Below are 17,873 nucleotides of genomic sequence, written 5' to 3'. Positions count from 1 at the left end.
TTAAGCGCATCAGCACATCTAATTCTATAGGGGAACCCGACATGAGCTTAAAATCAAAAGTAAAGACATCTGGATTACTGGCAGGTTTACTTGCTGTTCCATTCTTGCTGGCACCCGCACTGACCAATGCCAGCGTACCTGCAACGGCAAAGGTCAATACCACGAAACTTAAAGTCGATGACAAGTTTGTATATGTGGGTCAGCTGCATTCGGCAACCGGTACCATGGCAATTTCTGAAACCGGTTCAATCCAGGCAGAACGTCTGGCCATTGAACAGATCAATAAAAAGGGCGGTGTACTTGGTCGACAGATCAAAATTATTCAGGAAGATGGTGCTTCTGACTGGCCAACCTTTGCAGAAAAAGCACGTAAATTATCTGAAAAAGACCGTGTTGCTGCAATTTTCGGTTGCTGGACTTCAGCCTCTCGTAAAGCCGTATTGCCGATTATTGAACGCAACAACTCTCTACTTTATTACCCAACCTTCTATGAAGGCTTAGAACAATCTAAAAACGTGATCTACACCGGTCAGGAAGCAACTCAACAGGTAATTGAAGCATTGAACTGGCTGGCAAAAGAGAAAAAAGCCAAAACCTTCTATCTGATTGGTTCTGACTACATCTGGCCACGTACCACTATGAAAATTGCCCGTACCCACATCGAAAAAGTACTGAAAGGTAAAGTGGTTGGCGAAGAATACTATCCATTAGGCCACACTCAATTCGGTTCCCTCATCAACAAAACCAAATTACGTAAACCAGATGCCATCTTTGCAGCAGTTGTGGGCGGTTCGAACGTATCTTTCTACAAACAAATGAAAGCTGCGGGCGTAACAGGTGACAAACAGACACTGCTTACCCTTTCAGTGACTGAAGATGAATTGCTGGGGATTGGCGGCGAAAATATGAAGGGCTTCTACTCTTCAATGAAATATTTCCAAAGCCTGAACAACCCCAATAATGCTGCATTTGTAAAAGCCTTTAAAGCGAAATATGGCCCTAAAGCGGTGGTAGGTGACGTAACACAAGCCGCTTACCTGGGTCCATGGTTATGGAAAGCAGCAGTTGAAAAAGCCGGTAGCTTTGATGTCGCGAAAGTGACTGCAGCATCTAAAGGCCTAGAAATGAAAAACGCGCCTGAAGGCTACGTAAAAATTGACCCGAACCACCATTTATGGAGCAAATCACGTATTGGTCAAGTGCAACCAAATGGCCAGTTCAAAGTTGTTTACGAGTCTAAGGGTCTAATCAAACCAAACCCATTCCCTAAAGGTTACTGAGTTAACAGCCACATGATCAGGGGAAGCCATTCTCCTGATCTTTATATTCCACACAATTTTTTAAAGCTTGGAGGATAATGCGATGGATCTATCATTTGCAGAATTCGGTGCAATATTTGCCATGCAAGGCTTTAATGGTCTCTCTGTATTCTGTGTGCTGTTATTGATGGCGCTCGGCCTTGCAATTATTTTTGGGCAAATGGGCGTAATTAACATGGCACATGGTGAGTTTCTGACCATTGGTGCATATACGACATTTTTCATTTCCACACTGACTGAAAGTTTTTTCCCTCAACTCCTACCTTACTATTTCCTGATTGCAATCATTGCAGCCTTCCTCACAGCAGGCATTATCGGTTACATGGTGGAACGGCTCATGATCAGCCGGCTCTATCAACGGCCACTCGATACACTTCTTGCAACATGGGGCTTAAGCCTCATCATGCAACAGTTGTTCCGTTCTATTTTCGGCCCTAAGGAAGTCAGCCCGACTTTACCTGACTGGTTAATGGGTTCTTATCAACCGACGGAAGCCATCGATATTCCTATCAACGGTTTGTTCCTGGTGGGCGTTACCCTCTGTGTCACTGCATTTGTCTACTTTCTGATTTACCGTTCACGCTGGGGTTTACAGCTTCGTGCAACCAACCAGAACCGCTTTATGAGTGGTGCTGTCGGGATTAATACCAAACGTGTTGACAGCTTAACCTTTGCCTTGGGTTGTGGGCTTGCGGGTATTGCCGGTGCAGCCTTCACAACCATCGGTTCTACTGGTCCAACAGCCGGTTCGCTGTATATCGTCGATACATTCTTAGTCGTGGTTTTCGGCGGCGCTGCAAGCTTGCTTGGCACTGTTGCCTCTGCATTCAGTATCGCGCAAGCACAATCTATTCTGGAATTCTTCCTTTCTGGTTCTGTCGCTAAAGTCCTGACACTGGCTACAGTCATTATTATCCTGATGCTGCGTCCTCAGGGTCTCTTCTCAATCAAAGTACGTAAATAGGGATTCAGGAGAGATATTATGAAGAATCTAATGAATGCCTTTTTAGGCGGTAAAGAAGGTGCGATAGGTTTGGTGATTCTTGCCGTACTGATCCTGCTGGTCATGCCAATGTTCCTGGATATTTTCCGTCTGAATCTGATGGGTAAATATCTGACTTTTGCTTTTGTCGCAATCGGCCTGGTTCTGTGCTGGGGACACGGTGGTATCTTAAGTTTAGGTCAAGGGATTTTCTTTGGCATTGGCGGCTACTGCATGGCCATGTTCCTGAAACTGGAAGCTTCAGACATGCAATCTACAGCAGCGCAAACCACACCAGGAATTCCAGACTTTATGGACTGGAACCAGATCACTAGCTTGCCAGGCTTCTGGGAACCTTTCCATAGCTTCGGGTTTACTTTATTTGCCATCATCATCATTCCAATCTTGCTTGCCTTCATCATCGGTTTCGCGATGTTTACCCGTCGTGTCGGTGATGTGTACTTCTCGATCATCATGCAAGCCATTGTAGCGATCCTGACCATTCTGATTATTGGTCAACAAGGTTTGACTGGCGGCATTAACGGGATTACAGACCTGAAAACCCTGCATGGCTGGGATATCCGTACTGATGAAGCCAAATATGTCCTGTATTACATCAATGCCCTGCTGCTCATTGCAGTGATCATGATCAGCCGTTTTGTCCTCAGTTCTAAACTCGGACGTCTACTTTCTGCGATGCGTGACAAAGAAGAACGCGTACGTTTCTCTGGCTATGATGTGGCCATGTACAAAGTATTCATTTTCTGTTTCGCAGCTGTGGTGTCATCTATTGGTGGTGCGATGTTTACCCTGCAAGTCGGCTTCATGTCACCAACGATTATCGGCATCGTACCTTCGATTGAAATGGTCATTTTAGCTGCAGTCGGTGGTCGTTTGTCACTGATTGGGGCAGTGTATGGTGCCATTCTGGTGAATCTGGGTAAAACTTACTTCTCTGAAGCTTTCCCTGAAGTATGGTTATATTTCCTCGGTGCATTATTCATCGGTGTGGTCATGTTCTTACCGAATGGCTTAGCAGGTCTGTATGAGAAATATGTCCGTCTATTATTCCTGAAAAAGAAACCGATCGACAGCACTTCGCCGCCGCCAAGTAGTGATCCGGATAAAACGATCGATCCAATTGTGGAAGGAGGCGTGAAATGAATAAAGTCGGCGTAGAAATGAATAAACCGGTTCTGGTCATTGAAGATCTTACCGTGTCCTTCGACGGTTTCAAGGCAGTCAGTGATCTCAACTTCTATCTGGATAAAAACGAAGTCCATGTGGTGATCGGTCCCAATGGAGCCGGCAAAACCACAGTGCTGGATCTGATCTGCGGCAAGACCAAAGCAACTTCAGGCACGATCAAATTTAATGATATTGAACTGACTAAACTGAAAGAGTTCGACATTGTTCGTAAAGGGGTTGGGCGTAAATTCCAGAACCCGAATATTTATGAAAATCTGTCGGTCTATGACAACCTGGAAATGTCCTTCCCGCGTGGCCGTAATGTCTTTGGTGCGCTGTTCTTCAGACGCACCAAAGATGTCGATGAGCGTATTCGTGAAGTTGCTGGCAAGATTTTCCTGACTGACCTGCTGGATACTTCCGCTGGTCTGCTCTCTCATGGCCAGAAGCAGTGGCTGGAAATTGGCATGTTGCTGATGCAAGACCCTGAGCTGCTCATGCTGGATGAACCTGTCGCAGGGATGAGTGTCTCGGAACGTGAGCAGACGGCGCAACTGTTACGGGAAATCAGCAAAGGACGTTCTGTGCTGGTGATTGAACATGACATGGAATTCGTCAAAACCATTGCGGACAAAGTCACGGTACTGCACCAGGGCAAAATTCTGGCAGCAGGCAAAATGGACGATGTGCAAAATGATCCAAAAGTGATTGAAGTTTATCTGGGACACTAAGGAGGCCACCATGAGCGGATTATTAGAAATTAATGCTTTGTGTTCAGGATATAAACAAAGTCAGGTGATTCATGACCTGGAACTGAAGATCCAGCCGAAGGAAATTGTAGCGATCATGGGGCGTAACGGCATGGGTAAAACTACCCTGTTTAAAACCCTGATCGGCGATATTAAAAATACTAAAGGTGAAATCAAGCTGGATGGCAAAAATCTGGAAAAACTGGATCCTTACCAGCGCGTAGAAAATGGTGTGGCTTATGTGCCGCAGGGCCGGATGATTTTCTCCACCATGTCCGTACTGGAAAATATCCAGACCGGTTTACCGGCTTCTGCGCACGGCAAAGTACCGGATGACCTGTATGAGCTGTTTCCTGTACTTTGGGATATGCGCAAACGTAAAGGTGGAAACTTATCGGGTGGGCAACAACAGCAATTAGCAATTGCCCGTGCCTTAGCGACTAATCCTAAAGTACTTCTGCTGGATGAACCGACGGAAGGGATTCAGCCCTCTATTATCAAGGACATTGCCAGAACTCTGAAAGAAATTCGTGACCAGCGTGACCTGACCATTGTGGTCTCTGAACAGGTGCTGAGTTTCACCATGGCGATGGCCGATCGCTTCCTGGTGATCGACAAAGGTCGCTTTGCTTATGAAAATATCCGTGAAAATGTTGATGAGACCACCATCAGTAAATATCTGTCTGTTTAATCTGGCTGTAATTTTTCTCCACCTCCCCCGATTCGTCGGGGGATTTTTAATTTCTATTTCACTTAATTAATCGGCAGCTGATTTTAATATTTTATTTGATTATTCACATTTAAAAACTCTTTTCAGTCTCCCCCCTCCATATACGCAATTCAACGTATTTTGCTGTAACGCATTTCACGCGACACTCGAATCATAAAGTTGAATCGATAAAAGAGTTGGAGAAATTTGAATGCGTCACGGTGATATCTCAAGCAGCCCAGATACAGTAGGTGTGGCAGTTGTAAACTACAAAATTCCTCGTTTGCACACTAAAGCGGAAGTGCTTAAGAACGCAAAAAAAATTGCTGAAATGTTGAAAGGAATCAAACAGGGTATTCCGGGTATGGACCTGATTGTTTTTCCAGAATACAGCACCATGGGCATTATGTACGACCATGACGAGATGATGGCAACCGCTGCCACCATTCCAGGCGATGAAACCGCGATTTTCTCACAAGCCTGTATTGAAGCCAACGTCTGGGGCGTGTTCTCGATTACCGGTGAACAACATGAGGAACATCCAAACAAGGTGCCTTATAACACTTTGATCCTGATTAATAACAAGGGCGAAATCGTTCAGAAATACCGCAAGATTATCCCATGGTGCCCGATTGAAGGCTGGTGCCCAGGTGATACCACTTATGTGACTGAAGGACCGAAGGGCATCAAGATGTCACTGATCATCTGTGATGACGGTAACTATCCAGAAATCTGGCGTGACTGTGCCATGAAAGGCGCTGAACTGGTCGTGCGTTGCCAAGGCTATATGTACCCGGCTGCAGATCAGCAGATCAACATGTCGAAATGCATGGCATGGGCAAATAACGTTTACGTTGCTGTTGCCAACTGTACCGGTTTCGACGGCGTTTACACCTATTTCGGTCACTCTGCGGTAGTCGGCTTCGACGGCCGTACCTTGGGTGAATGTGGTACGGAAGAAAATGGCATCCAATACGCACAATTGTCACTGCATGAAATTCGTGATGCACGTAAATACGACCAGTCACAAAACCATTTATTTAAATTGCTGCACCGCGGTTATACCGGTGTCTATAACAATGGTGACGGCGATAAAGGCGTTGCAGACTGTCCATTCGACTTCTACAAGACCTGGGTTCTGGATGCTCAAAAAGCGCAAGAGAACGTGGAAAAAATTACCCGCTCTACCATCGGCGTTGCGGAATGCCCAATCGGCAATCTGCCACATGAAGGCTTGGAAAAAGAAGCATCTTAAGTTTGGTCTGAGAGGAGGTATTCGATATGACATTTGCCAGCGACCGCATCAGTGCCAATCAGGAAACTCTGGCCAAACAGCGTTATGAGATGCAGAGCAAAGAACGTATTGCACGTACCTCTCGCTTTAGCTTTGATCCTGAAAAAGTCATGCAGCATGTCCGTGGTCATATCATTGGGCAGCGTGCCGCACTGGATGAAATTGAAAACATGCTCTTAACCGTCAAGGCAGATTTTAATGCTCCTACCCGGCCACTGGCAGTCACCTTGATGCTCGGACCAACAGGGGTAGGGAAAACCGAAACGGTTCGGCTGATTGCTGAGGCGATCCATGGCAAGCCCGATGCATTTTGCCGGATCGACATGAACACACTGGCACAGGAACATTATGCTGCAGCACTGACAGGTGCCCCTCCAGGCTATGTCGGCTCTAAAGAAGGCAATACCCTGTTTGATGAAGCCCATATTCAGGGCAGTTTTTCCAAGCCAGGTATTGTGCTGTTTGATGAAATTGAAAAAGCCAGTACCGAAGTCATTCGGGGTCTGCTCAACGTTCTGGAAACCGGAACCTTAAAGCTGACCGCGGGTACCAAAGTATTGGATTTCAAAAACTGCATGATCTTTATGACCAGTAACGTCGGCGCCAAAGATGCTCAGGCACGCTTAAGACAGCTGGCCAAGCTTCCAAAGCCTATTCAGAAACTAGCCCGACTGGCCAAACTGGATGACAGCCAGATTACCGAACGCGCCTTGTACAAGAAATTTGATCCTGAATTTTTGAATCGTATTGAACGCATTCTGCATTATGAAGTGGTAGAAGCTGATTTCGTGCCAACGCTGGTCAGTCTGGAAATCGAGAAACTGAATCAGCGACTCCGTAAGCAGAGCCGTACGGTTGAACTTACACCTGCTGCCACCCAGTTTCTGTCTACCGGACACGATGTCCGCTTCGGTGCACGAGGCTTGAGTCGCCGCTTTCGGGTTTTGGTTGAGCCACAACTCGCCAGATTTTTTATTCAGCATCCAGAAGCCGGTCAAATCATCATTGATTATGACGCCAAAACGATCCAGGTTCAGTCAGTTCCTGTTGAAAGCGTGATCGAAGATCCGCTGTTCATCATGGATGACACGGGCAATAACATCAAAAACTAGCTTTATTCGACCTCAACACAGGGGATAAAACATGCAACATATTAAAATTAAACCGGGGATTCCGCTGGCAGAACAGGCGGAAATTGGACATAACCGCTGGCATCCGGATTTGCCATTTCTGACTTCGGTAAAACCGGGTGAAGAAATCCTGATTGAAAGTCTGGATTTCCTGGATGCACAGATTAAGGATACCGATGACATTTCTGATGTCAAAAATGTCGACCTGACCCGTGCCCATCCATTGACCGGACCTTTCTATGTAGAAGGTGCTGAACCAGGTGACTTGCTGGTAATTGACCTGCTCGATATCCAGCCAATTTCAGATGTAGGTTTCTCGGGCGTATTTGCCAAGGAAAATGGCGGTGGCTTCCTGGCTGACTACTTCCCTGAAGCTGACAAAGCTATCTGGGACTTAAAAGGCTTATTTGCGACTTCACGTCATATTCCTGGCGTGCGTATTGCCGGCTTAAAACACCCTGGCTTGATGGGAACTTTGCCATCGCATGATTTGCTAAAGGAATGGAATCGCCGTGAAGCTTTACTGGTTCCTAAAGGTCAGGCTAATCCGCCTGATCCACGTACTGCCGTTTTGCGTGGCGTAACAGGTGCTGAATTCGACCGTATGGCAGCAGAAGCTGCGCGCACTGTTCCACCACGTGAACATGGCGGAAATACGGACATTAAAGACCTGGCAGCCGGTAGCCGTATTTACTTCCCTGTCTATCAAAAAGGTGCCGGTTTCTCGATGGGCGATCTGCACTTCTCTCAAGGAGATGGTGAAATCGGTTTCTGTGGCGCGATCGAAATGGATGGTGTTACCCGTGTCGGCTTCGACCTGATCAAAGGTGGTATGGAGAAATATAATATTGATTCTCCAATCTTTGTGCCAAGTAATGTCCGTCCGGCTTATGACCAGTGGCTGACCTTTGAAGGCATCAGCGTTGAAGATGGCGTTAACCATTATCTGGATGCCACTGTAGCGTATCGTCAGGCGTGTTTAAAAGCGATCAAATACCTTGAAAACTTTGGCTTTAGCGGTTCACAAGCATACATGTTACTGACTGCGGCACCAGTTGAAGGCCGTATCGGTGGCATCGTGGATATTCCAAACTGTGCGTGTACCGTATCTCTACCAACTTCAATCTTCGAGCAGAACATCCTTCCTCAGGGTGCACTGAACGATGATAAGTTCTGGGGGCATAAACGTTAGTTTTACAATTTATTGTCATTCTAGCTTCACAACGGGTAGTCATCCAACCTAAAGCCTTCGGCTACCCGTCTTTTTAATTTGAGGCCTTCATGCGACAGGAGTACAGAAATGCCGTTATATGATTTCCGCTGTGAGCATTGCGAGGGAATTTTTGAACAACGGGTTCCAATTGCCCGTATCTCAACCGATACGATTGAATGTAATTATTGCCAACAGCAGACTTTAGCTAAACCGATGATCACCGGTCATCAAAAAATCAATATGAAAAGCAAATGGCGTCCGGGTTCAGGCGCAGAAAAACTTGCAGGGCCTCTGGTAGAAGGACCCGGTACCAATAAAAATAGCGCACGCAGCTCGGTTTTACATAATTGCCGCGGCGTTAACTGTTCTTTATGCGATGTTTAATCCGCCATTTTAAATATTTAACTAATCAGGACTGGACTGCTCCCAGTATCCTAGACACGAGACAGCCTCATTTTGAAGCTGTCTCAAAGGCTTCTTCGCTCATCCCATTGAGCTTGATACGCCGCTGATACTCCATAAAGCTGATTTGTTCATCCCCCCTACCACAAACTACACCACACAAAATAAAAAACCCTATGTAGCTGTTATATAGGGTTTATTGAAATATCTATTATGTAATTTAATATATTTTATGTCGATGACTCTTGCCAAGGTGGGCGATTTTGAAAAATTGCATCTAACTTTCAAACACTTACAGATGATTAGGGTAATCTGAAACCAAGCTAAAATTTCTCAAACAATTTCATCACATCATTTTCCGTCAGTTTCGCTTCTCCCTCATGATCGGTACTTAGAATAGACTGTGCCAGTTCTGCTTTATTTTGCTGTAAGGCAAGAATTTTTTCTTCTATGCTTTTATTGGTAATCAGCTTATACACAAATACTGGCTTGTCCTGTCCAATCCGCCATGCACGATCTGAAGCTTGATCTTCAGCAGCAGGGTTCCACCATGGATCATAGTGAATGACCGTATCTGCGGCAGTTAGATTCAGACCGACCCCTCCTGCTTTCAGACTGATTAAAAATACTGGCACTTGTCCAGACTGAAATGCTGTAATGACTTCATCTCGCTTTTTGGTCTTTCCAGTCAGCTTCACATAGCCAATTTCTGCGTGATGGAGCTGTTGCTCAATCAGTTCCAACATTGAGGTAAACTGAGAGAAGATCAGAATTTTTCGCCCCTCCTCCACCATTGGAACGACCATATCTATCAACTGTTCAAGTTTGGCAGAGTGTGCCTGCCCGGTTTTCACTGAATCCAGCTTTAGTAAGCTAGGATGGCAGCACACCTGACGTAGCTTCAGTAAGGCATCTAAAATTTGAATTTGACTACGTTTAAAGCCTTTTTCTGCCACAATTTTCTGAATATTTTCCTGCATTGTGGCACGAACAGCCTCATATAACTTGGATTGCTGGTCATTCATATCAATATTGACTTCAATCGTAGTTTTTTCTGGCAATTCTTTGGCTACGTCAGTTTGCAAGCGACGTAAAATGAAGGGCTTAATCCGGTTGACCAGCTTTTGCCTTAACTGCTGATCACCGCGTTTTTCAATCGGATGACGGTACTTTTTATTAAAAATTTCTTGTGAATATAAAAATCCTGGCATCAGGAAATAAAATAGTGCCCACAGTTCACCCAAATGATTTTCCATCGGGGTACCTGTTAGACACAAACGATGTCGTGCTTTTAATTGGCGTACTACCTGTGCAGCTTTGGCACGCGGATTTTTGATATTCTGCGCCTCATCCAAAATGAGTTGATGATATTCATATTGCTTTAGTTGTTCTTCATCTCTCGCTAGAAGCGGATAGGTGGTTAACACAATATCATAGTGCGGAATCTGCTCAAAATTCTGATAGCGGTCGGGCCCCTGTAGCAGCAATACCTTGAGCTCAGGGGTAAATTTCTCCGCTTCTTTGAACCAGTTATGCATCAGCGATGTGGGTGCAACAATTAAGGCGGGACTGTCCTGCAAATATCCAGCCTGCTTTTCCATGAGTAAATGGGCTAAAGTTTGTGCTGTTTTCCCCAAGCCCATATCATCTGCCAGAATCCCGCCATGCTGGGTTTCCCTTAAAAACTGTAACCAGCCTAAGCCCTGCTGCTGGTATGGACGCAACTCCCCCTGAAAACCTTGTGGTGTCGGCAGTTGTTGCTGATAGCCTTATTTTAATTTCTGTACAAATTGCTGCAGGCGATCACTGACCTGCCATGTCATCCCAAGATTATGCTGCAATTCTAATAATTGACTCGCATCATAGCGATCAATACTGCGCTCTTCTTGCTGTAAAATGCTCTGCAGATGCAACAATATCGGCTTAATATCCCTAGCAGATAGAGCCAAATCAGGTTGATCAACTGCAGTTTTTACGGTGAAAATTTGACTGTCATGCAGATGAATAAACGTCCGCGGATCAAGTAAATCAGGATTTACTCGCACCAAAGCTACGAGCGCATCAAGCAAATTATAAGAATTGCCTGCACTGTCTTGAACCGTCGCCCCGATATTGAACCAGTCCTGCTGACCTTCAGATTCAGTGATAGAAATATTTAAATTTTCGACATATTGCAGGTTAAAGGGGCTGTTTTCCAGATGCTCTATCTGCCAGCCCATCAACTCAATTTGATTGATGGGCATCAGCTGTTTGATCCAGTCTCCATAGAAAGCAAAAACCATAGAATCAAGACGTTGTTTATCCAGTTTTAATTGCTGGTCATAACTAAGATCTTTCACCCACTTCAGTGATTCGACCAATAGCTGTAAACGATGGATTGACTGTTGTTCCTGAACTAAGTCCCGAAGCTGTCGCACCATTTTGCCATGCTGCTCACCAATAAAACTGTCACCTGATGTACCTGCTTTTATTCGTCCGCCTACATAGGAGAGTTCAATTTCGGCACAAACAGACTCTTCCCATTTCCAATCAAATTTATCTAAAACACCGAAGCGTAAAATTGGCTGGGGACTTCCCTCAAGGACATCAATATGCTGAATAGACTCGGGCTGAGGCAGATTTTTCACATCTGAATATTGATGAGTCAGTTTCTCAAACTCTGGCAAGAGCATAGATGGAAGATCAGGCATCTGTAAAAAATGGTACAGAAGATTTGCCGTATATTCACCATATAACTGGCCCACCGTGTTCTGTTGAATATCCACATAACATGGGGGGATGGCTCGCGAGAATCTGAATATGTGGATTTGATTTCAAATCGAGTCGAATATCATCATTAACTAAGTTGTGTGATTCATAGAGATCGTTTCAATTTAGCGATCTCTAAATCCATCTTGTAATTGGCGTGTTGAATCCGTTCATTGGATGGGTTGTATTGCTTCTGGACCTCATCAGAGAAAGGGGTTTCTTCACATAATTCAAAGTACCTTTCCATCGGTGTTTTACCTTTCAAAGCTGAATGTGGTCTCATCCAGTTATAGTAATGCTGCCATTCGGCTAGCTTGTCTTGGATATCTTCAGAATTAATATCGACAGTAGCGTAGAACTCAGATTTATCAGTCTTTTGAGAACGCTCTACCTTGCCATTCAAATGAGGTGAACCTGGTTTATTTGGCCTAAATTTGATTCCATGCTGCATCAATTTTTTCTGTACTTTTTCAGCAAAAAATTCCCGCCCACGATCGGTCTGTATTCGCTGTATGGGAAAAGGCATTTCTTCAATTACGCAGTCTAAAAAGTCGAGCGTATTCGCTGCTGTTCGGCGTTTATATATCCTTAAAACGCGATATCGTGTGCAGTCATCGATAGATGTGTACTGATATAGCCCAGGACCCAATTTACAGGTATCCATTTGAATTCTATCGCCTGGTAATGGGCGTTCATAACGAATGAAATCTACTTTACGACGGAATTTTTTAATCGGTTTGACTTGATGGGTGGATAGTACTTTATGGATAGTCGCTAAGGACAACGAGACTCCGTGCAGCCTCATCAATTCTGTTTGCAAACGTCGAGCACCAAAATTTCTAGCTGAGCGCATTTCAAATATTAAGGCTTCTAGCTCAGCATTGATTTTAGTATTTGGCGATTTTAAGGGACGTCTACTCTGGCTACTTAATCCATCAATACCTTGCTCAGAATATCGTTTCCACCACTTGCGTAACGTTGGTCTAGAAATGCCACATCTCCGACAAACTAGGCCAGCATCATTAGTCTCTTCAAATAATTTAACTCATACGAGTCTTTGTTGAATTTCTCTGTTCATAGACACCCATTATATTGAAATGATGTCTATGAATCACACAACTGAGGCGTCCCATGCGGAATGGCAATTCCTTGCCCTAAATACGTTGCACTTTGTTGTTCGCGCCCAGTCAACCCATGAATATAATCAGGGGTAACCAACTGGTCTTCGACCAAGATATCGACTAGACATTGCAACGCTTGTGCTTTATCAGTGGCGTGTTGTTTCATTCGAACATGTTGTATATCTAGCGCGAGCATAAAGCGTCCTTGCAAAGCAGCATAGTGAGAAGCCATGCCTTTTTTACTGCAGAAAAAAGTAAGTCGAATTCTACTCAGGATTTACACAAAAATCTGTATTTTTTTGATTTTATCTTGATGATCATCATTACGACGCAATTAAGAAACGACGAGATTCTCCAGAGCTCAGTGTTGCGATAGTTGGGTTTAGTTCTAATTGAACCGCTCTTTCTCTGATTTCAGGGGGTATATTTTACTTTTTTCATCGGATCACTACGCTTCGCTACGTCTTGCGAAGCAATGCTTCTCATCTCAGAAAGTTTTGTCTCCGACAAACCCGGTACGATTCAGTCCATCATTAACTACATTCCAACTCTCTAGTTTTCCAACTAGCCTAGGTTATAATAATGACCACCCAAAATACGATTGATCTATTATGAATACCTCCAATGACCCTTTACACGGCAAAAAACTTGCTGACATTTTGGATGAATTATTGGATTACTACGGTGGCTTTGAAGGCTTAAGTCGCAAAATTGAAATTAGATGTTTTTGTATAGACCCAAGTGTTAAATCATCATTGCGATTCTTGCGTACCACACCATGGGCACGAGAAAAAGTAGAAAGCTTATATTTATACGTCTTACGCCAAAAGGCAAAACAGAAACCGTAGCCTCAGGCAACACTCTATAGATAAAAGTGAATCTGTGACTTGGGTTTGTATGCAAATTAACCATCTATATTTCTTCGTTCAACATTTGCTGTGTTATCGCGTAAACTAGCGCTGCAAGTTGGATCGTTATTAGTTAAGAAAATTCACAGGAATGATCTTAATTTCATCTCAAGTAATTGTTTTTACTGTTTTAAAATTTATCTGTCGTTAAATTTAAGTTTAGTCATCAAGGTAACATTGTATGCTCAAGTGGTTCGAGAAACTTATAGATCCTTATCCAAATAAAGGTTTGACCGAACCCTTGCCAACCACTTTTTTTGCCTTTGTTTGGCAAGCAGCATCAGGTGTGCGGCCATATTTATTGTTATTGGTTTTATGTACTGCAGGCGCTGCCAGCTTTGAAGCTTTGTTATATGCAAAAATTGGCGATTTAGTCACATGGCTTAGTCAAAGTGAGCCAGATACTTTCCTTGCACAACATCAACAGAACCTCACTTTGCTGTTTTGTATTTTATTGGCCAATATCTTTTTTGCCAGTGCGCAGTCGATTGTGAAGCATCAAATGTTATACAGTGGTTTCCCAATGCGTTTGCGTTGGCGTTTCCATAATTTAATGCTGCAACAAAGTCTGGATTTTTTCCATAATGATTTTGCAGGACGACTGTCTGCCAAAGTCATGCAAACTGCTTTAGCCGTACGTGAGTTTTGGGTCATTTTGGGCGATATGCTTGCCTATGTATTCATTTACTTTATTACAATTAGTCTGGTATTGGGCGCAATTTCTCCAATGCTTATTTTGCCGTTATTGCTATGGTTGGCTTTATTTATTCTTGCCGCAGCTTATTTTATTCCACGTTTGAGCAAAGTATCCAATCAACAAGCCGATGCACGTGCAGTGATGACAGGACGCGTGACCGATGCTTATACCAATATTCAAACCGTAAAATTATTTGCGCATGCAGGTCGTGAAAGCCAATACGCCAAAGCGTCGATGCAAGAATTTATGGTGACGGTTTATAAACAAATGCGTTTGGGCGCTCAATATGAAATCAGCATCAATTTACTGAGCGTGGTGTTGTATGTGGGCGTTTTAGGCACTGCAATTTGGCTCTGGCTCAATGGTCGCGCAGAATTGGGGATTATTGCTGCCACTACAGCCATGATTCTTAAACTGAACAGTATTGCCGAGTTTATGATGTGGCAGACCTCTGCCCTGTTTGAAAATGTCGGCACCATTCAAGATGGTATGAAAACACTTGGACGTCCAATTGCGATTAAAGACAAAGCCGATGCGAAGCCATTACAAGTTGCTCAAGGCGAAATTCAGTTTAAAGATGTAAGTTTTGCTTATAACAGTAAAAACGTGATTGACCAGTTTAATCTGCATATTGGTGCAGGCGAAAAAATTGGTATTGTGGGACGTTCAGGTGCAGGTAAATCGACCTTAATTCAATTGCTTTTACACTTTTATGAGCTAAAACATGGCTCAATTATGATTGATGGGCAAAATATTGAAGATGTGACCCAAGACAGTTTGCGTAAAAACATTGCACTTGTGACTCAAGATACTTCGCTATTACATCGTACTGTGGCTGAAAATATTAAATATGGGCGACCTGACGCCACAGATGCAGAAATGTTTGAAGCAGTACGCAAAGCCAAAGCCGAAGAATTTATTCCGGAATTGACCGATTTACGTGGCAAAAAAGGCTATGAAGCCTACGTGGGCGAACGTGGTGTTAAACTTTCAGGTGGACAACGTCAACGTATTGCCATTGCCCGTGTTTTCTTAAAAGATGCACCTATTTTAATTTTAGATGAAGCCACCAGCGCGCTTGACTCTGAAGTTGAAGCGGCAATTCAATCGAGCCTCGATGAACTGATGCAAGGTAAAACTGTAATCGCGATTGCACATCGATTATCCACCATTGCACAAATGGATCGTTTAATTGTGCTCGATCAAGGACGAATTGCAGAACAAGGTACGCATGATGAACTAGTTGCTATGAACGGAATTTATGCACAACTTTGGCAGCGTCAAACAGGTGGTTTTTTAGTTGAACAAGATAAAATTGTAAAACCATCAACAGACAAACATTAAGATATCCAGCAATCTTGCTGTTACTCAGGCTTTGATGAAATGCAGATTTATCGCATGTAGTCAAAGCCTGTTTTGTCTAACAATTTTCATAGAATTTCTTTAATTTTCATGCCAAGATGCAATATGTCATCTACATTGTTATGCAGTTGTTTGGCAAGCTAAGTTAAAAATAGATGACAGTCGCTAAGGTAAAATAAAATTAGCAAATGCAATGGAACATGCATGAAAACAATATCAGCACGTCAGGAACAAGGTGTTCCAGGGGTCTATGGCTTATTGGTTTTAGATGTTGTATCCCGTTGGGGCTATAACGCAGATACCTTATTTGCACCATTTCAACTCAATAGCGAAATGTTGGTAGACCCAGAATTTCGGATTGCTACGCCTCTTGCCAATGAATTGGTCAAACACGCTTTAAAACTCACAGGCGAATCGACGCTCGGTTATCATCTTGGTACGCAAATGCGTATTTCAATTCATGGCTTTATTGGCTATGCAATTATGACTGCGCATGAAATTAGTGATGCACTGATTTTAGCCAATCGTTTTATTCAACTGCGGATGCCCTTTTTACAGTTGTTTTTCTCGACTTTTGGTGAAAAAGCCAATCTGCAATTGCAGTGCGACATTCACATGGAACCTTTACGCACAGAAATCGCGATTGCTTTAATGATTGGCATGATTACCATGAGTAAAGCCATGACAGCTACCCAACACTTTACCGGCGAAGTCGACTTTGACTTTCCTAAACCTGCAGGTTTTGATCAATATTTTACTAAATTTCCTTATCATCAATTTCGTTTTGATCAGCCTTATTTAGGTTTAAGTTTTGACAAGCAATATCTAGGCTTAAAAATGATTAATGCCGATCCTATTGCCAGTCAAATTGCAATTAATCGATGTGAAGCTGAACTTTCGGCTCTAGGTGAACGTCGTCGCATTTCTATGCGGGTGCGTGATATTTTAACCCACGCAGAACAGCATTATTTAAGCATTGAAAATGTTGCCAATCATCTACACATGTCAGACCGCACCCTTAAACGCCACCTGTCTGCAGAAGGTACTTCATTTTCAAACTTGGTTGATGAAGTCCGTTATCGGCATGCAACTTCCCTGCTTTCCCGTACGGACTACACGCTTGAACAAATTGCCGATGAATTGGGTTATAGCGATGTGGCTAATTTTAGTCGTGCTTTTAAACGCTGGAGTGGACGCAGTCCGAGCAATTGGCGTAAAGATCCGTATTTATAAACTTTTGTTTTTGGCAAAAAGCATGTATAAAACATGGCAAAAAGATTCGACACAATTTAAGGAGTTATCAAATGAATCACCCAGCGGAATTAAAATATGCAAGAACACATGAATGGGTGCGTATTGAAGGTGATTTGGTCGTCACGGGTATTTCAGACCATGCACAAGATGCTTTAGGCGATTTGGTCTATGTAGAAGCGCCTGAAGTTGGTCAAAAAGTAATTGCCGGTGAACAAGCAGGTGTCGTTGAGTCTGTTAAAACAGCTTCAGATATTCACGCACCTGTTTCAGGTGAAGTCGTTGAAGTGAATAGTAATTTAGATGATGACCCTGACTTTGTAAATGATGAACCGTATGGCAAAGGCTGGATTTATAAAATCAAACCAGACAATATGGCAGATGTAGAACAACTTTTATCGAGTGCGGAATATGAATCTGGCTTATAAGCCTAAAATTTGCAGCGTTTAATCGCTCAAATTCAAAGAAATCAGCTTCGGCTGATTTTTTTGTATTCTAATTTGTAAAATAAATTAAATTATCTTTATTGTAAGCATCCGGCTAACACAGCCTTACCAAGCGATCCTATAAGCCTTAATTTAGTTCCCACCTAAAAACAAGTGGGGACTTAATCCATGAACATGGATATATATTCAGCAACACCTCCTGTTGCTAAAAAACGCAGAACATACAGCAAAGAATTCAAACTCAGTATTGTCAATGCCTGTAAAAATCCTAATACCTCGATCGCTTCGGTCGCACTGCAACATAGTATTAATGCCAACCTTGTCAGTCCTTGGATCAGGATCTTCAGCCATCAT

14 protein-coding genes and 3 pseudogenes are annotated in these 17,873 nt (G+C 43.5%); 14 read left to right on the top strand and 3 right to left on the bottom strand.

Annotated elements, in window-relative coordinates:
• The first annotated feature begins 41 nt into the window (after positions 1-41).
• The 9 genes from urtA to B2W49_RS04240 all read left to right on the top strand — a co-directional run bounded on the left by urtA (position 42) and on the right by B2W49_RS04240 (position 8,968).
• Positions 42-1,280 (top strand): urea ABC transporter substrate-binding protein, encoded by a 1,239-nt coding sequence (urtA, locus tag B2W49_RS04280; protein ID WP_000054105.1) that lies wholly within the window; start codon positions 42-44, stop codon positions 1,278-1,280.
• 82 nt (positions 1,281-1,362) lie between these two features.
• Complete coding sequence (gene urtB / locus B2W49_RS04275) at positions 1,363-2,283, top strand: urea ABC transporter permease subunit UrtB (RefSeq protein WP_000365952.1); 921 nt, start codon at positions 1,363-1,365, stop codon at positions 2,281-2,283.
• 18 nt (positions 2,284-2,301) lie between these two features.
• Positions 2,302-3,465 carry an urea ABC transporter permease subunit UrtC gene (gene urtC, locus B2W49_RS04270; RefSeq protein WP_291334852.1) on the top strand — a complete coding sequence of 388 codons (1,164 nt, stop codon included), beginning with the start codon at positions 2,302-2,304 and terminating at the stop codon, positions 3,463-3,465.
• Positions 3,462-4,220, top strand: a complete 759-nt coding sequence (gene urtD / locus B2W49_RS04265; RefSeq protein ID WP_048882155.1) for an urea ABC transporter ATP-binding protein UrtD — start codon at positions 3,462-3,464, stop codon at positions 4,218-4,220. Before urtC ends, urtD begins: the two co-directional genes overlap by 4 nt.
• A gap of 10 nt (positions 4,221-4,230) precedes the next feature.
• The gene (urtE, locus tag B2W49_RS04260) at positions 4,231-4,929 is read left to right on the top strand and encodes an urea ABC transporter ATP-binding subunit UrtE (protein ID WP_291334845.1); all 699 of its coding nucleotides are present in this window, start codon (positions 4,231-4,233) and stop codon (positions 4,927-4,929) included.
• A 229-nt stretch (positions 4,930-5,158) separates the two neighbouring features.
• The gene (locus B2W49_RS04255; protein ID WP_108619332.1) at positions 5,159-6,202 is read left to right on the top strand and encodes an aliphatic amidase; all 1,044 of its coding nucleotides are present in this window, start codon (positions 5,159-5,161) and stop codon (positions 6,200-6,202) included.
• Between the two features lie 26 nt (positions 6,203-6,228).
• Entirely contained in the window at positions 6,229-7,353 is a 1,125-nt protein-coding gene (locus B2W49_RS04250; protein WP_291334840.1) for an AAA family ATPase, read from the top strand.
• Between the two features lie 31 nt (positions 7,354-7,384).
• A complete protein-coding gene (fmdA, locus tag B2W49_RS04245) occupies positions 7,385-8,563 on the top strand; it encodes a formamidase (protein WP_291334838.1) in 1,179 nt (392 codons plus the stop codon).
• A gap of 108 nt (positions 8,564-8,671) precedes the next feature.
• Positions 8,672-8,968, top strand: coding sequence for an FmdB family zinc ribbon protein (locus B2W49_RS04240; protein ID WP_044108806.1), 297 nt, complete (start codon positions 8,672-8,674; stop codon positions 8,966-8,968).
• Between the two features lie 341 nt (positions 8,969-9,309).
• On the opposite strand, the pseudogene B2W49_RS04235 reads toward B2W49_RS04240, so the two are convergent.
• The 3 pseudogenes from B2W49_RS04235 to B2W49_RS04225 form a co-directional block, all read right to left on the bottom strand.
• Positions 9,310-11,830, bottom strand: a pseudogene (locus B2W49_RS04235) (DEAD/DEAH box helicase); the annotation flags it as partial.
• Between the two features lie 10 nt (positions 11,831-11,840).
• Positions 11,841-12,812 (bottom strand): annotated as a pseudogene (locus tag B2W49_RS04230) (IS481 family transposase).
• Positions 12,813-12,853: 41 nt separating this feature from the next.
• Positions 12,854-13,051, bottom strand: a pseudogene (locus B2W49_RS04225) (PTS sugar transporter subunit IIA); the annotation flags it as partial.
• Between the two features lie 415 nt (positions 13,052-13,466).
• Between B2W49_RS04225 and B2W49_RS04220 the strand changes: the two are divergent.
• The 5 genes from B2W49_RS04220 to B2W49_RS04200 all read left to right on the top strand — a co-directional run.
• A complete protein-coding gene (locus B2W49_RS04220; protein ID WP_002058193.1) occupies positions 13,467-13,703 on the top strand; it encodes a VF530 family DNA-binding protein in 237 nt (78 codons plus the stop codon).
• A gap of 241 nt (positions 13,704-13,944) precedes the next feature.
• On the top strand, positions 13,945-15,804 hold the full coding sequence (locus B2W49_RS04215; RefSeq protein ID WP_291334821.1) for an ABC transporter ATP-binding protein: 1,860 nt from the start codon (positions 13,945-13,947) through the stop codon (positions 15,802-15,804).
• 222 nt (positions 15,805-16,026) lie between these two features.
• Positions 16,027-17,055, top strand: a complete 1,029-nt coding sequence (locus B2W49_RS04210; RefSeq protein WP_291334819.1) for a helix-turn-helix transcriptional regulator — start codon at positions 16,027-16,029, stop codon at positions 17,053-17,055.
• 71 nt (positions 17,056-17,126) lie between these two features.
• A complete protein-coding gene (gcvH, locus tag B2W49_RS04205; RefSeq protein ID WP_070155698.1) occupies positions 17,127-17,501 on the top strand; it encodes a glycine cleavage system protein GcvH in 375 nt (124 codons plus the stop codon).
• 186 nt (positions 17,502-17,687) lie between these two features.
• The coding region (locus B2W49_RS04200) for a transposase (protein ID WP_291334786.1) at positions 17,688-17,873 on the top strand (186 nt) is incomplete at its 3' end.

It is taken from the genome of Acinetobacter sp. UBA801 (assembly GCA_002296655.1).
Lineage (GTDB): Bacteria > Pseudomonadota > Gammaproteobacteria > Pseudomonadales > Moraxellaceae > Acinetobacter.
The sequence above is the reverse complement of the archived record's forward strand: the minus strand, read 5'-3'. Positions and strand labels throughout refer to the sequence as shown.

What these genes read in the sequence shown, in the direction of transcription:
- B2W49_RS04250 (WP_291334840.1), top strand. Translation starts at nt 6,229, where the DNA reads ATGACATTTGCCAGCGACCGCATCAGTGCCAATCAGGAAACTCTGGCC.
- urtB (WP_000365952.1), top strand. Translation starts at nt 1,363, where the DNA reads ATGGATCTATCATTTGCAGAATTCGGTGCAATATTTGCCATGCAAGGC.
- urtA (WP_000054105.1), top strand. Translation starts at nt 42, where the DNA reads ATGAGCTTAAAATCAAAAGTAAAGACATCTGGATTACTGGCAGGTTTA.
- urtC (WP_291334852.1), top strand. Translation starts at nt 2,302, where the DNA reads ATGAAGAATCTAATGAATGCCTTTTTAGGCGGTAAAGAAGGTGCGATA.
- B2W49_RS04215 (WP_291334821.1), top strand. Translation starts at nt 13,945, where the DNA reads ATGCTCAAGTGGTTCGAGAAACTTATAGATCCTTATCCAAATAAAGGT.
- B2W49_RS04255 (WP_108619332.1), top strand. Translation starts at nt 5,159, where the DNA reads ATGCGTCACGGTGATATCTCAAGCAGCCCAGATACAGTAGGTGTGGCA.
- fmdA (WP_291334838.1), top strand. Translation starts at nt 7,385, where the DNA reads ATGCAACATATTAAAATTAAACCGGGGATTCCGCTGGCAGAACAGGCG.
- B2W49_RS04240 (WP_044108806.1), top strand. Translation starts at nt 8,672, where the DNA reads ATGCCGTTATATGATTTCCGCTGTGAGCATTGCGAGGGAATTTTTGAA.
- B2W49_RS04210 (WP_291334819.1), top strand. Translation starts at nt 16,027, where the DNA reads ATGAAAACAATATCAGCACGTCAGGAACAAGGTGTTCCAGGGGTCTAT.
- gcvH (WP_070155698.1), top strand. Translation starts at nt 17,127, where the DNA reads ATGAATCACCCAGCGGAATTAAAATATGCAAGAACACATGAATGGGTG.
- urtE (WP_291334845.1), top strand. Translation starts at nt 4,231, where the DNA reads ATGAGCGGATTATTAGAAATTAATGCTTTGTGTTCAGGATATAAACAA.
- B2W49_RS04220 (WP_002058193.1), top strand. Translation starts at nt 13,467, where the DNA reads ATGAATACCTCCAATGACCCTTTACACGGCAAAAAACTTGCTGACATT.
- urtD (WP_048882155.1), top strand. Translation starts at nt 3,462, where the DNA reads ATGAATAAAGTCGGCGTAGAAATGAATAAACCGGTTCTGGTCATTGAA.